This window comes from Parabacteroides hominis (genome assembly GCF_014287585.1).
GTDB lineage: Bacteria > Bacteroidota > Bacteroidia > Bacteroidales > Tannerellaceae > Parabacteroides > Parabacteroides hominis.
On the sequence record NZ_JACOOJ010000036.1, the window covers coordinates 17,874 to 39,264 of the forward strand.

The following is a 21,391-nucleotide window of genomic DNA, read 5'->3' on the forward strand; positions in this document are numbered from 1 at the left end:
GACAAGTGGCAGAATCAGGTTCCCGAAAACAAATTTTCCTTGCTTCTGATTTGTCTGCTGATGCGGCAAAGGTCATATTTTTTTTGAATATATAGGCTAAAAAAATACAAGAAATTCATACCGGAATGTATTTATTCTCCATACCTTTGCCGCCGAAAAAACTTAAAATAACATCAAACGCAATGAAGAATGTATTAGTTATTGGTTCTACCGGTCAGATTGGATCAGAGTTAACCATGAAGTTGAGAAGTATCTACGGTGGAAACATTGTAGCAGGTTACATCCCCGGACAGGAGCCTAAAGGCGAACTGTTGGAATCAGGGCCTTCTGCAATTGTCGACATTACAAACGAACAGCAGATTGCTGAAACTGTGTCTAAATATAATGTAGATACTATTTATAATCTGGCAGCTTTGCTGTCGGCTGTGGCAGAAACAAAACCGCAGCTTGCCTGGAAAATCGGTATGGGCGGTTTGTTTAATGTATTGGAAGTTGCCCGTGAAATGCATTGTGCGGTATTTACTCCGAGTTCAATCGGCGTGTTCGGCAATAACACTCCGAAGGACAAGACTCCGCAGGACACGATCCGTAACCCGCGTACTATGTACGGTGTTACGAAGGTTTCAGGAGAGTTGTTGAGTGACTACTACAACATCCGTTTCGGTGTCGACACTCGTTCCGTACGTTTTCCGGGGCTTATCTCCTATGTAACACCTCCGGGTGGTGGTACGACCGACTATGCTGTCGATATCTATTACTCGGCAGCCAAAGGCGAAAAGTTCGTATGCCCGATCAAGCAGGGTACATTCATGGATATGATGTATATGCCGGACGGCCTGCGTGCAGCTATTGAAATTATGGAAGCCGATTCTACGAAGTTCGTTCATCGTAACTCTTTTAATATCGCTTCCATGAGCTTCGATCCTGAGATCATCTACAATAACATTAAAAAGTATGTTCCAGACTTCCAGATGGAATATGATGTAGATCCGTTGCGTCAGGCTATCGCAGAATCATGGCCAAACTCTTTGGATGACACATGTGCCCGTCAGGAATGGGGTTGGAAACCGGAATTCGATCTGGATGCCATGACTCAGGATATGCTGGCAAAATTGAAAGAACGTTTCAATAAGTAAGAATTTCCCGGTCATTAATAGATCGATAGGAAAAAGGCGACTGTCCATCCGGGTAGTCGCCTTTTTGTTTGGATCGTTTTTATTCAGCATTGTAGGTTGTTCCAATGGCAAAGCAACTGTTGCTTGTGCGTGGAGCAATTAAGTCAAAAGTGCAAGAAAAACTATGTTGTAAAACATGAAATAGTTAAATCAGGTTAAGGAGGAGCATTTTTTAGGGGTATTATTATGCTGCATAACATAAACTCTCTATATTTGCATCGTGTTTTTCATGGTATTAGATTTAAGGTTAACAATGAAGATTGGCTGTCTGTGAAGATGGCCTTTTTTATTTTATGCCAATCCTGACTCTTTCCGGTTTATTCTAAAATATGCCTTGTCTTTTTTCAACCCCTTATTGTAATATCTTTCAGAATGCCATTGGTCCAAATCGAAACTACTACCGCATCTATTTTAATTTTCTACCCCATTTAAATTAAATTACATGCAAGGGTAATATTTTTTAACAAACGACTGTTTTTTGTACACTCTTGTAGATCAGGTTTTTATGTTGTATTTGGCTTTTAAGGGGGATATTGTCGTTTTTTCCGAAAAGTATAGTCATGGCTAATGGCAGAATAGGCTTCAATCTGCTGTAAATAATGCTGATTAGTTATGTTTTGCAGCATGTTTTTGTTAAATAGATTTAAATAAATGAGATTTCCAAGTAAAAGTGTATGCTGCATAACATAAAATGTCTATATTTGCATTGTGTTTTTCATGGTATTAGATTTAAGGTTAACAATGAAGATTGGCTGTCCGGGAGGATGGCCTTTTTTTGTTTTTATCCGAATAATCAGTTCTTTTGGTATTCTTGATTATATTTGTATCTCTGAAAAGGATTCATTGTAACTAAAATATCATAGTATGGAGATGTACAAAGCAAATGATAACCGGTATGCCGATATGGTTTACAGGCGTTGCGGGCGGAGCGGATTGCTGTTGCCGGCTATCTCTTTAGGATTGTGGCATAACTTTGGCAGTGTGGATGTGTTCAGTAACTTTATTCAGATTGCGCATGTTGCTTTCGACAAAGGGATTACGCATTTTGATCTTGCCAATAATTATGGCCCTGTATACGGATCGGCGGAGGAGAACTTCGGTCGTATTCTGAAGAAAGGTTTAGGGCAGTACCGGGATGAGCTTGTTATTTCCACAAAAGCCGGGTATGACATGTGGCCCGGTCCGTATGGAAACTGGGGAAGCCGCAAGTATCTGATGGCAAGCCTTGACCAGAGCCTGAAAAGGATGGGACTGGAATATGTGGATATCTTCTATTCGCATCGTCCGGACCCGCAGACGCCGGTCGAGGAAACGATGGGGGCGTTGGCCGATATCGTTCGACAGGGGAAAGCCTTGTATGTCGGGATCTCGAACTATAATGCCGAACAGACTGAAAAGGCACTTGCTGTCTTGAGGGAACATCGTGTGCCTTGTCTGATTCATCAGGCGCGCTATTCGATGCTGGATCGCTGGACTGAACCGGACCTCTTGCCTCTGCTGGAGCAAGAAGGGGTGGGAATGATCGCTTTCTCGCCATTGGCGCAGGGCATGTTGACGGACAAATATCTGAACGGTATCCCCGAAAATTCACGTGCAGCCAAATCTACGGGCCATCTGCAACGCGAACAGGTGACGGAAGAAAAGATAAGTAAAATCCGCCAACTGAATGATCTTGCAAAGCAACGCGGCCAAACGCTTGCGGAAATGGCACTTGCCTGGCTACTGAAGGACGGCCGGGTGACGAGTGTCCTGGTGGGCGCCAGTTCGGTTGCACAGTTGACGGATAACTTGAAGGCGTTGCAAAACACGGCCTTTTTAAAGGAGGAATTACAGACAATAGAGAGCATATTACAGTAAAAGAACAATATAAATGATGGTTTATCAGCGTGTTTCTATTATATCGTTGCTGTCTAAGACATTGTCGTTATAAACAAACCCATAAATCATCATATATTAATTCAAACAATTAATGAAACCATTCTTATATCAGGTTGCATCCCTGTTTTATTCTAAGTACGGGGCGGAAGTCAGCCGTCTGGCTTTTGTTTTCCCGAACCGCCGTACGGGGCTGTTCTTTCAGAAATATTTGTCGGAAGTGTCTGAGAAGCCGCTTTTCTCTCCGACGATCCTGACGATCAACGATCTGTTTGTACAGTTGAGCGGAAAGCAGACCGCAGACCGTATCAGCATGCTGTTTAAGCTGTATGATATCTATCTGAGCCATAGCGGTTCTTCCGAAACATTCGATGAATTCCTTTATTGGGGGGAAATGCTGCTGAATGACTTCGATGACATCGATAAATATATGGCTGACGCCCGCATGCTCTTCACAAATGTGACCGATCTTCGTGAGATTGAGAATGATTTCAGTTTTCTAAGTCCCGAACAGATTGCTGCTATCCGGACCTTTTGGTCTTCTTTCTATCCGAAAGGAGATACTCCCAATCAGGAACAGTTTCTGGCAGTCTGGCAAATCTTGTACGCTTTATACACTGATTTGCGGGAAGCGCTTGCTGCCGAAGGTAAGGGATATGAAGGTATGATCTTCCGGGAAGTGGTCGAACAGATGGAGAGAAACGAATGCTGTGACCTTCCCTATACGAAAGTCGTGTTTGTCGGCTTGAACGCCCTCTCGGTGGCTGAAGAACGTTTCCTGTCCGAGTTGCAGAAACGGGAGATAGCCGATTTCTACTGGGATTATGCTTCTCCGAAAGTGACGGACCCGGATAATAAAGCCTCTTACTTCGTGGAACGCAATTTGCGGCGGTTCCCTTCACAATTAATAGTTGAAAGTGGAGAGTTGAAAGTCGAAAATGAAAATGGGAATAGCGACGCGAAGCAACTTTCAACTTTCAACTCTCAACTCTCAACTCCTAAGATCGAGGTGATCGGCATCCCTTCCGGTATCGGGCAGGCAAAGCAAGTGTGCAGCATTCTGAACGAACTTTGCAAGGAAGATGAGATGAGCGCGGAAGAAGCCTTGCGGACGGCTGTGATTCTGCCGGACGAGCATCTGCTGATTCCGGTCCTGAATGCCATCCCCGAACAGATCAGGCGGATCAACGTGACGATGGGATATCCGTTGGCCGGTACGCCGGTCGCTTCTTTGATGGAATATATTTTAGCTTTGCAAAAGAATATTCGTTATGTGGACCGGCGGCCGGTGTTTTATTTCCGGGATGTCTTGCCGATCCTGAACCACCGCTATATTTCGACCACTTCCCCGGAGGTGGTTTCCAATCTGGTAAAAGATATTTCGGAAAATAACAAGATCCATATTTCTTATGACGATCTGAACCAGACTCCTTTGTTGTCCATCCTTTTTACCCCGGTGACCGAGGTGGAAATGTTCTCCGATTACCTGATAAATGTGCTACAGGAGTTGAATCGAGTCATGACCTTGCAAACCGGTGAGGAAGAGGAGGACGCCCCCCAGCGCACAAACGATCTGGAGCAGGAGTTTATCTTTCATTATTTTACTACCGTCAACCGGATGAAGGAAGTCATGCAGGAGGCGAATATCCGGATGAAGATCGACACCTATTTCCGCCTGCTGAAACGTGTGACGGACACGATTACGATCCCTTTTCATGGCGAACCTCTTTCCGGTTTGCAGATCATGGGGGTTTTGGAGACTCGTGCGCTCGACTTTGACCGGTTGATTATCCTTTCGATGAATGAAGGGATTTTCCCGTTGAGGAAAGCGGCTAATTCGTTTATCCCTTATAATCTCCGCCGGGGGTTCGGCTTGCCGACATACGAGCACCAGGACAGCGTTTGGGCGTATCATTTCTACCGTTTGATCTATCGTGCCAGCCATGTCAGCCTGCTTTATGATACCCGGAGTAACGGGTTGCAGACAGGCGAGGTAAGTCGTTTCGTGCATCAGTTGCATTATCATTATGAGGAACCGATACAGAATAAACTGGTCGTTTACAACGTCTCTTCTTCCAAGACTCCTGCCTTGCAGGTGGCTAAGACGGAGGAAGTCATGAACCGCCTGGCGGCTTTCCGGAGTGGCGGGACGCGGGCGATATCGGCGAGTGCAGTCAATACTTATCTGGATTGTCCGCTTAAATTCTATTTTTCCGTTGTCGAAGGAATACGGGAAGAAGAGGAGGTAAGCGAGACGATCGAAAGTAATGTTTTCGGAAGCATTCTGCATAAGGTGATGGAAGAATTGTATCAGCCTTTCTGCGGAAAGATGGTGACGGCCGATCTGCTGAAAGCGATCCGCAAAGATACGCCTATGTTGACGGGGGCGGTTGCACGTGCCTTTGCCGAAATCTTCTTTAAAACGGATATCGTCCGTCCGCTCACCGGACAGAATTTCCTGATCGGCGAGATGATCCGTAAATATGTGGAGAAAGTGTTAGAACGGGACGGTAAACTGACTCCTTTCCGTTATATCGAATCGGAAAAGAAAATAAAACGCCTCTTCCCGTTGACGGATAAGAGCGAGATCCAGCTAAAAGGATTCATCGACCGTGTAGACGAAGTGCGCGATGCCGTCCGCATCATCGACTACAAGAGTGGAAGCGGAACGACACAGTTTACCTCTGTCGAAGCCCTTTTCGACAAGGAAGATACGGATCGTGCCAAGGCAGTCATGCAGGTATTTATGTATGCATGGATGTATGGATCAGTCCAACTTCCAACTGTTATCCAGCCGGGCATCTATTATATGCGAACCCTCTTTTCTCCCTCTTTCGACCCCGGAATCTACCGCCGTACAGACCGCTTCAAAACGGAGCAGGTTTTGGATTTTGCCAATTACCATGCCGATTTTGAAAACGGCCTGCGGAATTGCTTGGATGAAATCTTCGGGCGAGAAACACCATTCGTACAAACCCCGAACGGCAAAGCCTGCGTGTATTGCCCGTTTAAGGATATTTGCGGGAAATAGTATTTTTATTTATTATGAAAGGAGAAGGAGATTATAACTGTTTTTCAGATGAAGATTTGTTATCCTTGTTGGGGCAGGGTGACGAACTGGCATTTACGATCATTTATCAGCGCTATCATAAATTGTTGTACGTTGTGGCTTATAAATATCTAAAGAATGATTGTTCGGCAAAGGATTCTGTACAACAGATTTTTTATAGGTTGTGGGAGTCTCGTTCTGTATTGATTATAAGCATGAATTTAAGGAATTATTTATATACTATGCTGAAAAATCATTTATTAAATGAGATTCGTAATAACTATACAGCTATGGAGAAAAATTATGAATTAGCTCAGGAGAAAGTGGAGTATGAAGATGATTTGTTGGATAATATAGAGAAGAAAGAGATAGAAGAACAACTCTATCGGGCAATAAATGATTTGCCGGAACAAAAAAAGCAGGTATGCTTGTATAAGCTAAGAAGTAATTTGTCGAATCTGGAAATTGCCAATAAAATGGGAATATCAGTTCCGACCGTTAAGACTCATTATGCACAGGCTATTAAAATGTTACGTGAGCATTTTAATAAATTGTTATTTATGCTTTACTCATTTTGGTTATCTTGAAATCATACTAATTTCATTTTTATGTGTCTATTAATAAAAACAATCTGATAAAAGATGAAAATACCTGATAAACATACTATAGATAAAGTTCTTAGAGATACTGCTTCTAAAGAAGAAGCAAAAGATGTTATTCGTTGGTTTGCCACATCAGAAGGGCGTACCTATTTGGAGAATCTGATCACGGAAGATGAAAAAAATATTTTACCCGGGACGGAAGAACATTATATAGATGTGCAAATACCGTCTGAAGATATGTATGATCGGATTATGTCAATGGTACGTTGGCAGCGTCGTAGACGCACTTTGTTCCGTGTGGCCGCTATTTTGATCCCTCTTATATTACTTGTCGGGCAATTTTGGTATCTTGATAGGAATATTGATTTATTGGGTAATTCTGATTTGGAAGAAGTGTATGTACCTAAAGGAGAACGTACGTTGATTGTTTTTCAAGATGGTACGAAAGCGTATATAAATTCGGAAAGCCGGATTAAGTATCCCCGAAAGTTTGGGTTATCGGAAAGAAAAGTTTATTTGGAAGGCGAAGCCTTTTTTGAAGTTTCTCCAAATAGGAAACGTTCGTTTATTGTGAGTTTGGGTGATTTAGATGTCAAAGTATTGGGAACAACATTCGATGTAAGGGCTTATCCGGAAGATTCGGAAATATATGTGATGTTGGAAACCGGTCGTGTATCGATCTCTTCTTTTTCCCGGCAGATTGCTCATTTGAAGCCGGGAGATCAAGCTATTTATAATCGAAAGACAAATACTTGTAAAATAAATAGACCTGAAAATTTAACCAATAATTCAGTCTGGAGAAAAAATCAGATTGTTTTTGAAAATACTCCGTTGAAAGAGGTGATTGAAATATTATCACGCTGGTATGATGTGGAATTTGTCATTGACGATCCGTCTACTTACCACTATAGTTATACATTGACATCTTCAAAAAAGCAGATTCATCAGATATTGGAAGAGTTGGAAAAAATATCTCCGGTTCGTTTTACGGATCAGGATGGAAAAATACGTGTCTCGATGAAAAAATAAAAAAAGTTGTGATAGGACTCATCCTTTTTTTCTCCATATGTGTCTACTATATATAATGGAGATTGGAAACGATATATTCTTCCTTTTTTGAAGAATGATATCATTGTTGAACTTAAATAAAATGCTTATGGTAAATATGACTTAAAAAATAACCGGAAATGCCCCACATCTCCGGTTATCGAATCGTACTGAAATTCAAATAAATTTCTAATACTTAAAAACAGTTTCAAATATATGCAAAAAAAATATCAGTGCCTAAAAAAGCGAGGCCTTTTAATATTAATTGAGAAAATCCCAAATGCCATGAAACTTTCATTTCTTTTCATGCTTATTTCTTTTATGAGCTTTACAGCAAAAGCTACAGCTCAAAAGGTTTCGGTCACATTTAATAATGTGAAAATGGAAAAGATTCTGTCGGTAATAACAAAACAGACGGGGCTTAATGTCGCTTATAGTAAGCAGGTCGTAAATTTGGACCATCGGGTGAGTATCCATGTGGAAGATGCAGAAGTAAACCATGTTTTGGATCTTCTGGTTGCAGAAACAAATATGGGTTATGAAGTGAAAAATGGGAAAATCTATTTGTTTGATAAGAAAAATGAGCGTGCAATTCAACAGCAGGAAAAAAGGAAAATTACTGGTGTTGTAAAAGACAAGCAAGGAGAAATTATTATCGGAGCAAATGTTGTTGTTAAAGGTACGACGATTGGAAATATAACGGATATGAATGGAAAATTCAGTCTGGAAGTACCGGAAAATGCAACATTACAAATTTCATATATAGGATATAAACCCACAGAACTACCAGTCGGAAAACAAACCTTCCTGAATATACTTTTGACAGAAGATACCGAAATGCTGGAAGAAGTAGTAGTTGTCGGGTATGGTACAACGAAAAGGCGTGATGTTGTCGGTTCAATTTCTAAGATAAGCAGTGAGGATATCGTGAAAATTCCATCTACAAATTTAGCTGAAAGTTTACAAGGAATGTCCAGTGGTATGATGGTAACTAATAATAGTGGTCATCCAGGTTCAGCTCCACAAATAAAGATTCGTGGTTTGAATTCGATCAATTTAAGTACAGATCCGCTATGGATTATAGATGGTATGCCTATCCATACGGGATCCAGTGAACACACCCAGAATGGAGTGAAAGGTGTTTCTCCGATTTCGATGATTAATCCTAATGATATTGAATCAATAGAAGTTTTAAAAGATGCTGCGGCAACCGCTATTTATGGTAGTAGAGCTGCCGGAGGTGTGATATTGGTGACAACGAAGTCTAATAAAGGAAAACTGACAGGTGTCAAATTGAGCTATGATGGTGGTGTGTCCAGAATACCGTTCTCCCAGAATGATATTTTTGTTGATTCTCCAACCTGGTGGCAAATGATGGATGAAGCACAAGCTAATGCTGGTAATGTGCCGACCGATCCAACTCAGATTATGGCAACTCAATTTTGGGGTGAACGTCCTGATATGACACGTGAAGAAGCAATCGCAACTAATACCGATCATTTGAAGGCATTGACTCAAGATGCTTATTTTCATCAATTTGGTTTGACTGCCAATAAAGGATTTGAGACTGGAGGTGTTATGTTTTCTGCTAATTACCGCGATGAAAAAGGCTTGATTAAAAATAATGATTTTAAGCGTTTTACAGGTCGGTTTAGTTTTAATTTTAAACCTCTTAACTCGGTCGAAATGGGGGTTAATGCTAATTTTATTTATCTGAAAACCAATGGTGTGAAATCTTCTCAGGGAAAAGGTAATGGAGGATGGGCCAACTGGCGCTATACTTTACCTTGGTATAAAGTTTATGATGAAAATTCGCAAACCGGATATTGGGCTGTAAATAGTGGATATAATATGGCTGCTTTTTCCGATCGAGATTTAACCCGTAATGATGTCGATCAGTATAGAACATTGGGAAATGCTTATTTACAATGGAATACACCTCTGAAGGGATTAATGGTAAAAGGGGAAGCAGGCGTTGATTTAATTGTAAATAATAGTACCTTTTGGCAATCATCATTATTAGCTCCTACCGCACCATTTGTTTCAAGGGCTTTTGAACAGTCGGTCACAAAGTCTAACATAAACTATGATGCGTATGCTAATTATAACAGGACGTTTAATGAAATACATTTTTTGGATGTAACGGTAGGAGCCGAGGCCTCACGTAATTGGTCATATACTCGTTATGCTGAAGGACAGGATTTACAAACAGTATATCCGGAACTCATTAATCCGCTGACGATGAACTCAATGGGTGGACACCGGGGAGGAGATGCTTACCTTATGGGACTTTTTGCTCGCGCAAATTATAAATTATTGGATCGATACTTATTGAATGCAAGTGTTCGTAGAGATGGTCATTCCGCATTTAGTAAGGATAATCGTTGGGCTAACTTCTATGCTTTTGGAGCAGGTTGGATTATGACGGAAGAAGGTTTTATGAAAGATTTGGAATGGTTGAATATGTTAAAATTGAGAGGCAGTTATGGTATAACAGGAAATACAGCTGTTTCTAATTCAATGACTTATTTATCTTGGGGGCTGGATACTAATAAAGTGTTTGGTGTAGACTATTTGCATGGTGCTACAACTGTTGGTCCAATGGGTAGTAAAGACCTAAAATGGGAAACAACCGCAAATCTTGATTTAGGTTTTGACTTTGGAATATTAAATAATAGAATCAACGGTTCTTTTGCATATTATACTCAGAAAGTTTCAGATTTGATTTTGTTAGGAAATGTTCAACCTTCTGTCGGATTTGATAAGAATCAAATATACGAGAATGTTGGAGACTTAAAGAATTGGGGATTTGAATTTAATGTTTCGTCTGTAAATATTGAAAATAGGAATTTTACTTGGAAAACTGATTTTAATATCAGTACAAACAAGAATAAAATTCTCACATTGAATGCTGCAGAACAGGGAAAAGGTAAAGAAGAATCAACCAGTATTCGTAAAGAAGGAGAAGCCCTTAATACTTATTATCTGGCAAATAATGTAGGAGTGGATTCCGAGAAAGGTATCTACATGATAGAGCAGAGGGATAAAGATGCTTGGGATAATACTTATGAAACGACTTCTACCGGAAAGATCATTCCTATGACAAACAATAACGTTTCTAATAATAAGATGATTCAACATGGGAAAACTCCTCTTCCTAAGTTCTATGGAGGCTTGAGTAATACATTTTATTATAGAAATTTTGATTTGAATGTTATGTTTAGCTTTGCTGGAGGACATTGGTTAATGAATTCATTGTATACAGTAGGTACTCAATTAACAAGTGAGAGTAATACTGTAAAAGATATGGTAGGTAATATATGGGAAAAAGCAGGTGATAATGCCAAATATCCGCAATTGGTATCTGGAAATAATTACCATTATGATAATGATGGCAATTATAGTGAAAAGACAGTTGCTTATGGTAGTGTTGGCCAAACAACTCGTTTCCTCCAAAGAGGAGATTATATCCGTTTGAGGAATTTGCAATTGGGATATACGTTGCCTAAATCGGCATTGAATGCTATACGATTGAGCAATGTAAGGTTTTATGTCGGTGTGACAAACCTGTTTACAATAACAGGTTATGATGGATTGGATCCGGAAACCCAGCAGGATTTGCCAATTCCGCGTACAGTGAACTTTGGACTTTCGTTGAACCTATAATTTAATTGAAATATGAAAAGTAAGTATTTGACTATATTAGTTTGTGTTGGATTATTTAACTTTTGTTCGTGCGACGATTTTTTTGAGTTAAAAAGACCTCAGGAAACACAATGGACAACAACTGCAACTTATGAACAGGGACTCTCTTCAGCTTATGTGAGTTTACAATGGACAGATGCCGGAAGAGGATTCCCTCAGTATATTGATTTTTTAACATCCGGGACAGCCTCTTTAATGGATGGTAATACTCCTGGGCTGGATGGAGAAAAGTATTTTTATAGAAGTTTTGATGAAAAATTAGGGCGAATGACTACAATTTGGAGAACCTATTATAACGTGATAACCAAATGTAATTTAGCTCTTGATGTTGATCGAGATGGTAATAGCAATCCTTTTAATTTGGATACGAGAAGTGATGACTTTATTCATAATTATACGAGACAAGTTGCTGAATATCATTTTTGTCGTGCGTTTTCTTACTTTAGTCTAATTCGTATTTTTGCGGCTCCTTATAATCATAGTGGTGAAAATAATCAGAAGGTTATCCCTCTGAAAGAGAGTGCGGCTTATTCAAAAGAAGATGTTTATAATGAAGAGCTGGGTACGGTTGAAGAAGTTTATGATTTGATCATTCGTGATTTAAAGTATGCTAAAGAAAATTTGCCGGATCAATTTACATTAACTTCTTGGAACAATGTTTCTGGATATGAATGTGGGCGTGCTAACAAGTGGGTTGCTACATCTTTATTGGGAAAGGTCTATTTCCTTATGGGAAAGTATGCCGAAGCAAAAGCTGAATTTGATGCTGTTATTAATTATGCGGAGTCGACTGGAACCTATAAATTAGAAGCTCCAAAAGATCCGTTTAATAAAGAAAAAGCACAAGATGTCCCGAAAGAATCTATTTGGGAATTTAATAGTGGCTTTTTGGATGGAAAGTTTGAAAACCATAATAATTATATGTATTGTGGAATGGTTATGGGATTACGTTTTCGAGATTCGAACGGAGATGAATTAGAAAGTCTTCCGGGGAATAATGAAGGTACGGTTATTAGTTCGTGGAACGGTTTTGGCATTGCTTATACTTCATTGAAAGAGATGGGATGGATGAAAGATCCTATGAATGGAGATTATACGGTTACCCCGGAAGCAGAAGCTGATTTACGGTATCAACAGGTATATCATTTAATGTTACCTTATAAAGAGGGCATTAAAAAAGGAGATCCTGAGTATATAACGACTGAATCTTTGGCTGGTCATTCGATGGTTAAGACACCTCACGTGTATATTGATAAATTTTTCCGTGGTGCAAAGCCTTATGGAAAATTCTCTAAATTCCCATTTATCAGATTAGCTGATATTTATTTACAGCGTGCTTGGTTAAGATGGAACAGTAATGATTTACAGGGGGCAGCTAATGATTTGAATATTGTTTGGAATCGGGCTAATCCTCAAAATCCGGATATTTATACTGCTTCAAATGTTAATCATGATGCGATTTACCATGAATATTTGCGAGAGATGACCGGAGAAGGCTGGACTGTTGACTTTATGATGGGAACTCAAATGACAATCCCTGCAGGTGACAGTAAATTGAATTCATCGGTTGCTCCTCCTTATTCTTCTTGGTATTGGTCTATACCGGATGACGAGGTGAATTTAAATGATAAATATCAATAAATTTAAATCAGAAGAAAATTATATATGTCCAGTCGATATTTTCAATAGAATTATATTTAATGATAACTAATACTGGATATATAGTGATAAAAATAGTGTGACCAATATATAAGTACTTGTTTGTGTTTTTATTTCTAATAAGTTAGTGGTATAAATGCCACTAACTTATTTTCTACAATCAAGTGCTACGGGATTGTTGTGTTCAATAATTAAAGACCTCATGTCATATGATGAAGAAACTTTTTCTTTTGTTTTTCCCTTTTTTCCTGATTTCGTGCCAAGGATATGTACAAACAGAGAGATCCCCTGCTGAATATGTAAATCCTTTTGTTGATACCCATAAAAGCCGTTGGTTTTTCTTTTCATCAGCAAGCAGACCCTTTGGAATGGTAAATTTAAGTCCTGATACAAATGTGGAAGGGTCATGGAAATCTGGATATATGTATGATAGTACATATGTCCGTTGTTTCAGCCATGTACATGCTTGGCAACTGTCGGGTATCCCTGTAATGCCGACTGTTGGAGATTTTAAAGGGCATTTGGGTATGGAGGCTTATAAATCTTCTTTTAGCCATAGAGGGGAAGTTGCAGTTCCCGGATATCATAAATTATATTTAAAAGATTATGATGTGTGGGCGGAATTAACTTCAACATGCCGGGTAGGCATGCATCGATATACTTTTCCTGAAAGTGATCAGTCTTATATTTTATTCGACACAGGTGCATTTCTTGCCCATGCGGATATGGATTCTTCTTTTGTTAGAAAAATAAATGATTGTGAGATAGAAGGAATGTCGCTGATGGCTCCTACTGGTAGAAGACCCAAAGCAACTCCGATTTATTTTGTCGCTCGTTTTAATAAAAGAATGAGCGCTTTTGGAGGATGGAGAGATAGTACGGTATTGAATGAATTGACAGATATTTCCGGAAAAAATATAGGAGTTTTTGCCCGGTTTGAAACACGTGAAAGGGAAAAAATCATACTGAAAGTGGCTATTTCCTATAATAGTCCGGAACAGGCACGGAAGAATATGGATGCCGAGTTAAGTGATTGGGATTTTGATCGTGTGAAAAAAGAATCGTTTGACGAGTGGGACCGGGAATTAGGTAAGATTCGTGTGGAAGGAGGTTCTGAAAAGCAAAAGATAAAATTCTATACGGATTTGTGGCATGCTTTGTTAGGACGTCGGATTGTGAATGATATAGATGGAAAATATTTAGATATGACTGGTGATACTCCTGTGACCCGTCAATCCCCTTTGGACAAAAAAGGAAATCCTTGGCCTCATTATAATTTTGATGCATTGTGGGGAAGTCATTGGTCTCTTAATATTCTTTGGTCGATGGTTTATCCGGAGGTGATGGACGGTTTTTGTAATACGATGGTGAGTATGTATGAAAATGGGGGATTGATCCCACGCGGACCCTCCGGAGGAAATTATACTTATGTGATGATCGGAGATCCTGCAACCTCTTTTTTTGCAACAGCTTATAACAAAGGAATCCGCAATTATGATGTGGCAAAAGCATATGAGGGACTTCGGAAAAATGCCTTTGTCGGTGGTATTCGTGATCATGCCGGTTACGAGCATGAGAGTCCTGCTTTTGGAGGAGGAATGGATTATTATGTTCAACAAGGATGGATTCCAGAACGCATTAAAGCGAAAGGCGGACACAAAGATGGCTGTGCGATGACGCTGGAATACGCTTATCAGGATTGGTGTCTGGCACAACTTGCGGCTAATTTGGAAAAGTGGTCCGACTATGAACTATTTATGAAGCGATCCCAGAATTATAGAAATGTCTGGAATCCGGAAAATAAATATATGCAACCACGGGAAATGGATGGAAGTTGGTGTAAAGAGTTTAAACCAGTCGGTTCTGAGTTTGGATTTACAGAAGCTAATGGGGCTGTTTATACACATTTTGTTCCTCATGACATGCAAGGATTGATAGAGTTATTTGGAGGAACAGATATCTACGTGGAACGATTGAACCGACAATTTGTGGAAGGAGAGAAAAACGGTTTTAAGCATGATCGGTATTATACGACATGGACTGCTTATACTAATCAGCCAGGGACAGGAATGGCACATTTGTTTAATCATGCAGGTTATCCGTGGTTGACTCAAAAATGGGTGCGTAAAGTAAAAGACGCCTATGGTGACATCACTCCCTACGGAGGATATGAAGATGATGAAGATCAAGGACAAATGGGGGCTTTGGGGGTCTTAATGGCAATCGGTTTATTTGAAATTGATGGTGGTACGTCACGATATCCTGTATATGAGATTTCTACTCCGATTTTCTCTAAAGTACGGATTAAACTTAATCCCGACTATTATGATGGAGAAGAATTTACTTTGATCGCAAATAATAATACCCCCCGGAATGTGTATATCCAATCTGCTCGTTTGAACAGAAAAGTACATGATAAGTATTGGTTTTCTCATCAGGATTTTGCGAATGGAGGAACTTTGGTTCTGGAACTTGATTCTGTTCCTAATAAAACTTGGGGATTGTAGTTTATGTGTAATATTTGAATTGTTAGTAATATGATAAAAAAAATTATAAGTTTGCTCGGTGTTTGTATGCCTCTTTCTTCAGCACTTGCACAAGATACATTATTTGTTTCTCCTATAGGGGCGGGTGAATTATTTACGCGGGAAGCACCGGGCAATATTGAAGATATAAGTTATAAATTATCTTCCGTCGCAGGGGCTCGACATAATGTTGTTGTCTATTTCAAAGGAGGACTTTATGAACTAAAAGAACCTTTGCTCATTACCGGAAAAGAAAAGAACCGGAATATTGATACTTTGACATTGGTTGGCAGTACCTCTGAAGTTGCAATTTTATCAGGTGGACGCCATGTTTCCGGGTGGAAACAGACAGGTAGAAAAATTGCGCAAGCAGTCCTTTCCGAAAATTTAGATTTCCGCCAGCTATATATAAATGAAAAGATGGCAATACGGGCACGTACTCCCAATAGGACAAATGAAAATAACTATTCCCCGTATAACAGAGTAGTTGCTTTTGATGAAAAAAAGCAAACCGTGCTCATTACAGAAAACGGGATCGAATGGTGGAAGAAAACAGATGATATCGAGATGATAATTAATCATCATTGGTATCAGAGTCGCTTTCGTATCGATTCGATGTCTATAAAAGATAATATGACAGAAATTAAACCGGCGATGCCGGCATGCAAACATCTTTTTCAACTGACATATGCAAAAATGCTTGCATCAGGTAAACCCTATTATTTTGAAAATTCCCCGGAGTTTCTGGATCAGGAAAGAGAATGGTATTTAGATAAAAAAAATTCTACATTATATTATATTCCGGAGGAAGGAACAAAGATAAAGGACCTTTCGGTGACGTATCCGGTATTGGAGCGGATTATAAAAATAGAAGGTAATGAAGGAAAACCGATAGAAAATATCCATATCCGGAATCTTAAATTAGGATTTACGAACTGGACAATCCCGACACGTGACGGTATTATCGGTACACAAGGTGTACAAGGGAGGGGATATACGGGTGATATGGAAAGGGGAATTTTAGAAGTCGAATTTGCTCGTAATATTCAGATTAGCCATTGCCATTTTATAGGGGCAGGAGATAATGGCATTCTTTTTATCCGGGGAGTAAAGGAAAGTAAAATACAATCTTCTCATTTTGATCAAATAAGTGCGAATGGTATTGTAATTGATACGTACCGAAAAGGTTTACAACCCGAATCCTATTTGTGTGAGAAAAATCTGATTGAAGATAATTTGATTGAAAATATCGGTATGCACTATACGAATGGAATGGGGCTGATTGTCAGTTTTGTTGCCAAGACGACCATTCAGTATAATGAAATTAGAAATGGACGGTATACCGGGATGCAAATAGGAAACCATTTTGGAGATAGGATTTCGGTAATGAGAGATAATGTTATCAGAAGAAATAATATTCACCATGTTATGCAACTGCATGATGACGGTGGAGCAATTTATACTTTGTCCTTGCAACCAGGTACTCGTATTAAAGAAAATTGGATGCATGATTTCGGAAGAAGCGAGTGGGCTGATAATTTTCCAGTAAATGGTATTTTTCTTGACAATAATAGTGGATATATCCGGGTGCAGGACAATGTGTTTACGGATTTGGATACGGTTGATCGGATCAAGGAGCAATGCGCGGGAAATGCTACGACGCGCGATAATATACTGGATAATAATAATAGCCAGAATACAGAAATAAAAGAAAACGCCGGTTATCGTGGAACGGTAGGAGTTCTTATAAATAGAGATTAGTAAATCGTTGCGTTATGAAAAGAAAAATTCTAAATTCAAAGCTACGGGATGTCTATAAAGGTACTCTTTTACTGTTTTTTTGGTTATTCAGCCTATCCTTTGCAGTGGCTTCTCAAAAAGTATATAAATGGGGTGAGAATGGTATCCGAATCGAGTTAAAAGAATATCTTGATATTCCTGAGATGAAGTGGCCTGTCACTTTACTTCATTATCGGATTGACTTGTCGGGAGCACAGATAAGTGATCCGGGAAGCCTGTCGCTGATCGGAGATACCGGGCGACCTATCCCTTTTCAATTGATAGATGTACAAGCAGAAAAAGGAGTAATCCGGTATGCGACATTATGTTTCTTATCGGATTTACCGTCAGGTTCGACAAAAGTATTCCGGCTTCTCCCGAAGGTAGATGAAAAACAAGTATCTCGTTTATCGCTTCCTGACCAAGTGAAGGTGGTATCTTCGTCATCTTCCGAACTGCTTTCAAATGGATTGGTTCGTTTGCAAATCAGTAAAGTGTTGGATGAGAATCATCCGGTTTTGGTGAGGTTTGGAACGGAGGCGGATTGGTTAGGAGAGTTTACGCTTACTCACAAAAATAAACTAACCGGATTTGAAGTCGAAAAAAAAGTGGAAGGTGAGATATTCTCGGAATATTGTATTCATTTATGTTTTGAAGATACGAAAATATATGATTTGACTTTACGTATGATTTCCGGTATGGATTATGTGGAAATGGACGAGAACATGAGTGGCTTTGACCAATCGGACCGGCTCTCGGTTATCTTGGACTGGAATCAGTTTCAACCGGAGGTACGGTATTGTCCGACTCGTGCCGTTCAGATCGATAAGTCAGGAAAGGGTTATTCTAACTTTCAGTGGGAGCCGATGGAGGGGCTGAAAACGGTAATGCCACTCGATAGGCATCCTCTGGCTGATTTTGACCAGCGGAATGGAGAAGACGGAAAGCTACCTTTTCGCCTTTCTTCTTATCATAACTGGATGACTTGGTGGCGGTTGCATACAGCTGCATTTTGGAATGAAAAGACTGGTCAGACTGTTGGTATCTATATACATGATTTTGAAAAATGGAAAGATCCATCTTATCCGTTGTGGGGTAGTAAAGAATATCTTTCGGTAGAATATTATTATAAAAAGGATCACTTTTATTGGAAGTTCCCTTTGGTAAATGGAGAACGGTCTGTTTCTATCGCTTTGTATCCTCATCAAAAAGATAAAGATATAGTAGACGAAACTAATAAATCTCTTGTCTATGTCGACTATTTACGTCGTTGGTACGGGTGGATTTCTTTGGATAAGACGAAAGACTGGATCCTTGATTATGAATCAGACCATTCTGTGCATCAACCATTTTATAAATCTGTAAAACAAGAGATGAAAGCGAATCCTGAAGAACTCATCCGAAAATTCAGGAGGAATGTACAAGCCATGGCGACTGCAAACGAAAGATATTCCGGTCCTACTCCGGTAGGGGCAAGAGAATATCTGGATCATTTGACCCCCTTGTTCGAAATATCGGAAAATCAGCTATCTACTTCCGATTATAAAAAAGTTAGGGCCTATTATCTTTTTATGAATTATGTTTTCATGGATGAAGCACTTATGCCGATCCGGACGATGCTTAGCGGGCATCCTAATTTCTTGGGAGATTTGAAATCTATAGCGGGTGCTGTCGCTTTCCTGTTTCCGGACCATCCGGAAGCCCGGATGTTTGCAGACCATTTTGAAAAATCAATAGCCTTGAATCTGAATTATCACATTCGTCCGGAGGTGAAATTTTGGGGTGCAAAAGGAGGACGTTCTACTGAAAATTTGTCTTGCTATACATGGGCTTTTTTGAGGCCTATTTTGAAAACTTCTTTTCTGTTACATCATTATTATGATGGGAAAAACCGAATATTGCAACCGAATATTTCACTTTATTGCGATTGGTTGTTAAACACGTTGACTGCTCCATTGGATCAGCTGAATGGCAGGCGTGCCATACCTCCGCAGGGTGCACATTCCAGGAAACCTGATATTCCTGATTTATTGAATACATTAGGACAGGAATTGAAATATTATGATCCGCTGCTGGCAGAACATATCTTTTGGGAAACGCATCCTGATGACGGAAGTTTCGAAGCTCGCAAATCGGCGGATACCTGGGCGGTAGCCTCTAAAGATAAACGGCCTTATGAAAAAGGAACCAATCCTCGTTTACAATCTGCGAAGTATACGGGATATGGTTATATTCTTCGCCGCAATTATGGCGTCTCCGGTGAAATGTATGTGAATTTGCAACAGATAGATGACGGTCCGAATTACCGTTGGGGACGTGCGGGAAAAGGTGGAAACGGTATTATCTATTATTATGCAGATGGTAAAAGATATAGTCATAACGGGACTGAAGATGTCGGAGACGGCCCCTTCGGAGACACGGAACGCTGTACGAATTTCGGTGTAAAAAAGGAAGGGGTTTACCGGGGAATTGGCGAATATCGGAGTGTGGGGCGCAATGACCTGTCCGAACCTTTGTTTGATTTTGGATTTGCCCAGTTTGCTACGGTCAGGGGAGGGAAGGATATCCGGCCTTTCTATAAGTCGAGGAGCGTGTTAATGGCTGATAATGACTATATAGTCGTTTTCGATGATGTTGCCAATTCGAGTGTTGACGGACGTTTTTCCTGGTTTGTCGGAGTGGATGATGACTTTCCTGAAATCTATCAGTTAAAGCCTGGGAGCCAGGGGATAAACGCATATATCCGGTTGACCTCCAGCCCTTATCATAAAGATGCGGAGTCTCCCGAAACAAAAGGGATGTATTTTGATGGGAATGGTGATTTTTTAACTTTGGTAACCCATAAAAAAGATTTGAAAGTAAAGTATATATCAGATGTTTGTGAGATATATCATCCGTCGGGCAAGGTTGACTGGGTATTCCGAAATGACTGTCCGGTTGTATATCATAAAGATGGAATTTGTTTTGAAGGAACATCCGGGTTTATTCGCCGTCATTCGAAACGGCATTACCAGGCTGCTTTATTTGATGGAAAGATACTTTCTGTTCCTGGGATAACAGTGCAGTTTGATGCAGGGAATAAAAAAAACGGATTCAGTTTAGAAACGACAGGTGGCAGGTATTTCGGGAAAATGCAGATTTCAAGTCCTGCACTGATACGCATTTCATTGGAGAAGAAATTAGATTCTGCGTATGAATTTTATTTGAATGGCATTTCTTCCGTGTTACAGAAAGAAGGGGATAAAACCTTTTTGTTGTGCTTGGATGTCGGTACTTATGATTGGCAGTTGACAGATAAGGGGGTAATCCCTGGGCAACCGGTTATAGAAAAATGTATTAGTGGGCGTGATTGGTGTGAACTGTCTTGGAAAACAGTTCCGGGAGCTGACTTTTACCAAGTCTGGATAAGTGAAGATTCCGGAAATAACTGGCAACCGTATAAAAAGCAGATTTCGGAAACAGTTTGCCGGATAGAAAATCAAGGTACGAATAAAAAAATACATGTTCGTATCGTTGCCGGTACCGAAGGTGGAACCAGTCTGCCGTCAAATGATTATCCGGTTTATTTATCCCCGGAAAACGCGCATGCCCCCGAAGGACTGAGGGTTGAGCTCGATGGAGATATTGCAACGTTGAGTTGGGGAGAAATTCTGGGGGCGGATCGATATACTTTATATGGTCGCAAACGGGGATCGGATAAGTTCGAACAGATATATAAAGGAAATGAGCGGAGCACGCAGGTTAAATTGGCGGATACGACTGTGTATGAATTTACTGTCACGGCAACCAATGGCAATGGAGAAAGCAAGAAGAGCGTAATTGTCGATACGGATCGGAATCGGTTTATCAATTGGTCTCCTATACCGGGAGAAAAGTTTAGACGTGATCCGGAAAATCAGGAAAACGGATATATAGAATATAACCCGTGGGTTGAAGATCAAATGAAATTATTAACATATCCTAAATAAAGATTCT

The 21,391-nt window shown here is 40.0% G+C and carries 10 protein-coding genes; all 10 read left to right on the forward strand.

Annotation, left to right across the window (positions count from 1 at the left end; translation table 11 throughout):
• Positions 1–182: 182 nt before the first annotated feature.
• The 10 genes from H8S65_RS16545 (at position 183) to H8S65_RS16590 (ending at position 21,384) form a co-directional block, all read left to right on the forward strand.
• Entirely contained in the window at positions 183–1,136 is a 954-nt protein-coding gene (locus tag H8S65_RS16545; protein WP_186930970.1) for an NAD-dependent epimerase/dehydratase family protein, read from the forward strand.
• A gap of 903 nt (positions 1,137–2,039) precedes the next feature.
• On the forward strand, positions 2,040–3,032 hold the full coding sequence (gene mgrA / locus H8S65_RS16550) for an L-glyceraldehyde 3-phosphate reductase (protein WP_186930971.1): 993 nt from the start codon (positions 2,040–2,042) through the stop codon (positions 3,030–3,032).
• Between the two features lie 112 nt (positions 3,033–3,144).
• The gene (locus tag H8S65_RS16555; RefSeq protein ID WP_186930972.1) at positions 3,145–6,081 is read left to right on the forward strand and encodes a PD-(D/E)XK nuclease family protein; all 2,937 of its coding nucleotides are present in this window, start codon (positions 3,145–3,147) and stop codon (positions 6,079–6,081) included.
• A 14-nt stretch (positions 6,082–6,095) separates the two neighbouring features.
• The gene (locus H8S65_RS16560; RefSeq protein ID WP_186930973.1) at positions 6,096–6,686 is read left to right on the forward strand and encodes an RNA polymerase sigma factor; all 591 of its coding nucleotides are present in this window, start codon (positions 6,096–6,098) and stop codon (positions 6,684–6,686) included.
• Between the two features lie 54 nt (positions 6,687–6,740).
• A complete protein-coding gene (locus tag H8S65_RS16565; RefSeq protein ID WP_186930974.1) occupies positions 6,741–7,730 on the forward strand; it encodes a FecR family protein in 990 nt (329 codons plus the stop codon).
• Between the two features lie 234 nt (positions 7,731–7,964).
• On the forward strand, positions 7,965–11,414 hold the full coding sequence (locus H8S65_RS16570) for a TonB-dependent receptor (protein ID WP_186930975.1): 3,450 nt from the start codon (positions 7,965–7,967) through the stop codon (positions 11,412–11,414).
• Positions 11,415–11,426: 12 nt separating this feature from the next.
• Positions 11,427–13,094, forward strand: coding sequence for a RagB/SusD family nutrient uptake outer membrane protein (locus tag H8S65_RS16575; protein WP_186930976.1), 1,668 nt, complete (start codon positions 11,427–11,429; stop codon positions 13,092–13,094).
• A 227-nt stretch (positions 13,095–13,321) separates the two neighbouring features.
• A complete protein-coding gene (locus tag H8S65_RS16580) occupies positions 13,322–15,619 on the forward strand; it encodes a GH92 family glycosyl hydrolase (RefSeq protein WP_186930977.1) in 2,298 nt (765 codons plus the stop codon).
• Between the two features lie 30 nt (positions 15,620–15,649).
• Entirely contained in the window at positions 15,650–17,398 is a 1,749-nt protein-coding gene (locus tag H8S65_RS16585) for a right-handed parallel beta-helix repeat-containing protein (protein ID WP_186930978.1), read from the forward strand.
• Between the two features lie 14 nt (positions 17,399–17,412).
• The gene (locus H8S65_RS16590; protein ID WP_186930979.1) at positions 17,413–21,384 is read left to right on the forward strand and encodes a fibronectin type III domain-containing protein; all 3,972 of its coding nucleotides are present in this window, start codon (positions 17,413–17,415) and stop codon (positions 21,382–21,384) included.
• Positions 21,385–21,391: the final 7 nt, after the last annotated feature.

Bases quoted from the DNA above. Each gene is read 5' to 3' on its own strand.
- H8S65_RS16545 (WP_186930970.1), top strand. From the start codon at position 183: ATGAAGAATGTATTAGTTATTGGTTCTACCGGTCAGATTGGATCAGAG.
- mgrA (WP_186930971.1), top strand. From the start codon at position 2,040: ATGGAGATGTACAAAGCAAATGATAACCGGTATGCCGATATGGTTTAC.
- H8S65_RS16555 (WP_186930972.1), top strand. From the start codon at position 3,145: ATGAAACCATTCTTATATCAGGTTGCATCCCTGTTTTATTCTAAGTAC.
- H8S65_RS16560 (WP_186930973.1), top strand. From the start codon at position 6,096: ATGAAAGGAGAAGGAGATTATAACTGTTTTTCAGATGAAGATTTGTTA.
- H8S65_RS16565 (WP_186930974.1), top strand. From the start codon at position 6,741: ATGAAAATACCTGATAAACATACTATAGATAAAGTTCTTAGAGATACT.
- H8S65_RS16570 (WP_186930975.1), top strand. From the start codon at position 7,965: ATGCAAAAAAAATATCAGTGCCTAAAAAAGCGAGGCCTTTTAATATTA.
- H8S65_RS16575 (WP_186930976.1), top strand. From the start codon at position 11,427: ATGAAAAGTAAGTATTTGACTATATTAGTTTGTGTTGGATTATTTAAC.
- H8S65_RS16580 (WP_186930977.1), top strand. From the start codon at position 13,322: ATGATGAAGAAACTTTTTCTTTTGTTTTTCCCTTTTTTCCTGATTTCG.
- H8S65_RS16585 (WP_186930978.1), top strand. From the start codon at position 15,650: ATGATAAAAAAAATTATAAGTTTGCTCGGTGTTTGTATGCCTCTTTCT.
- H8S65_RS16590 (WP_186930979.1), top strand. From the start codon at position 17,413: ATGAAAAGAAAAATTCTAAATTCAAAGCTACGGGATGTCTATAAAGGT.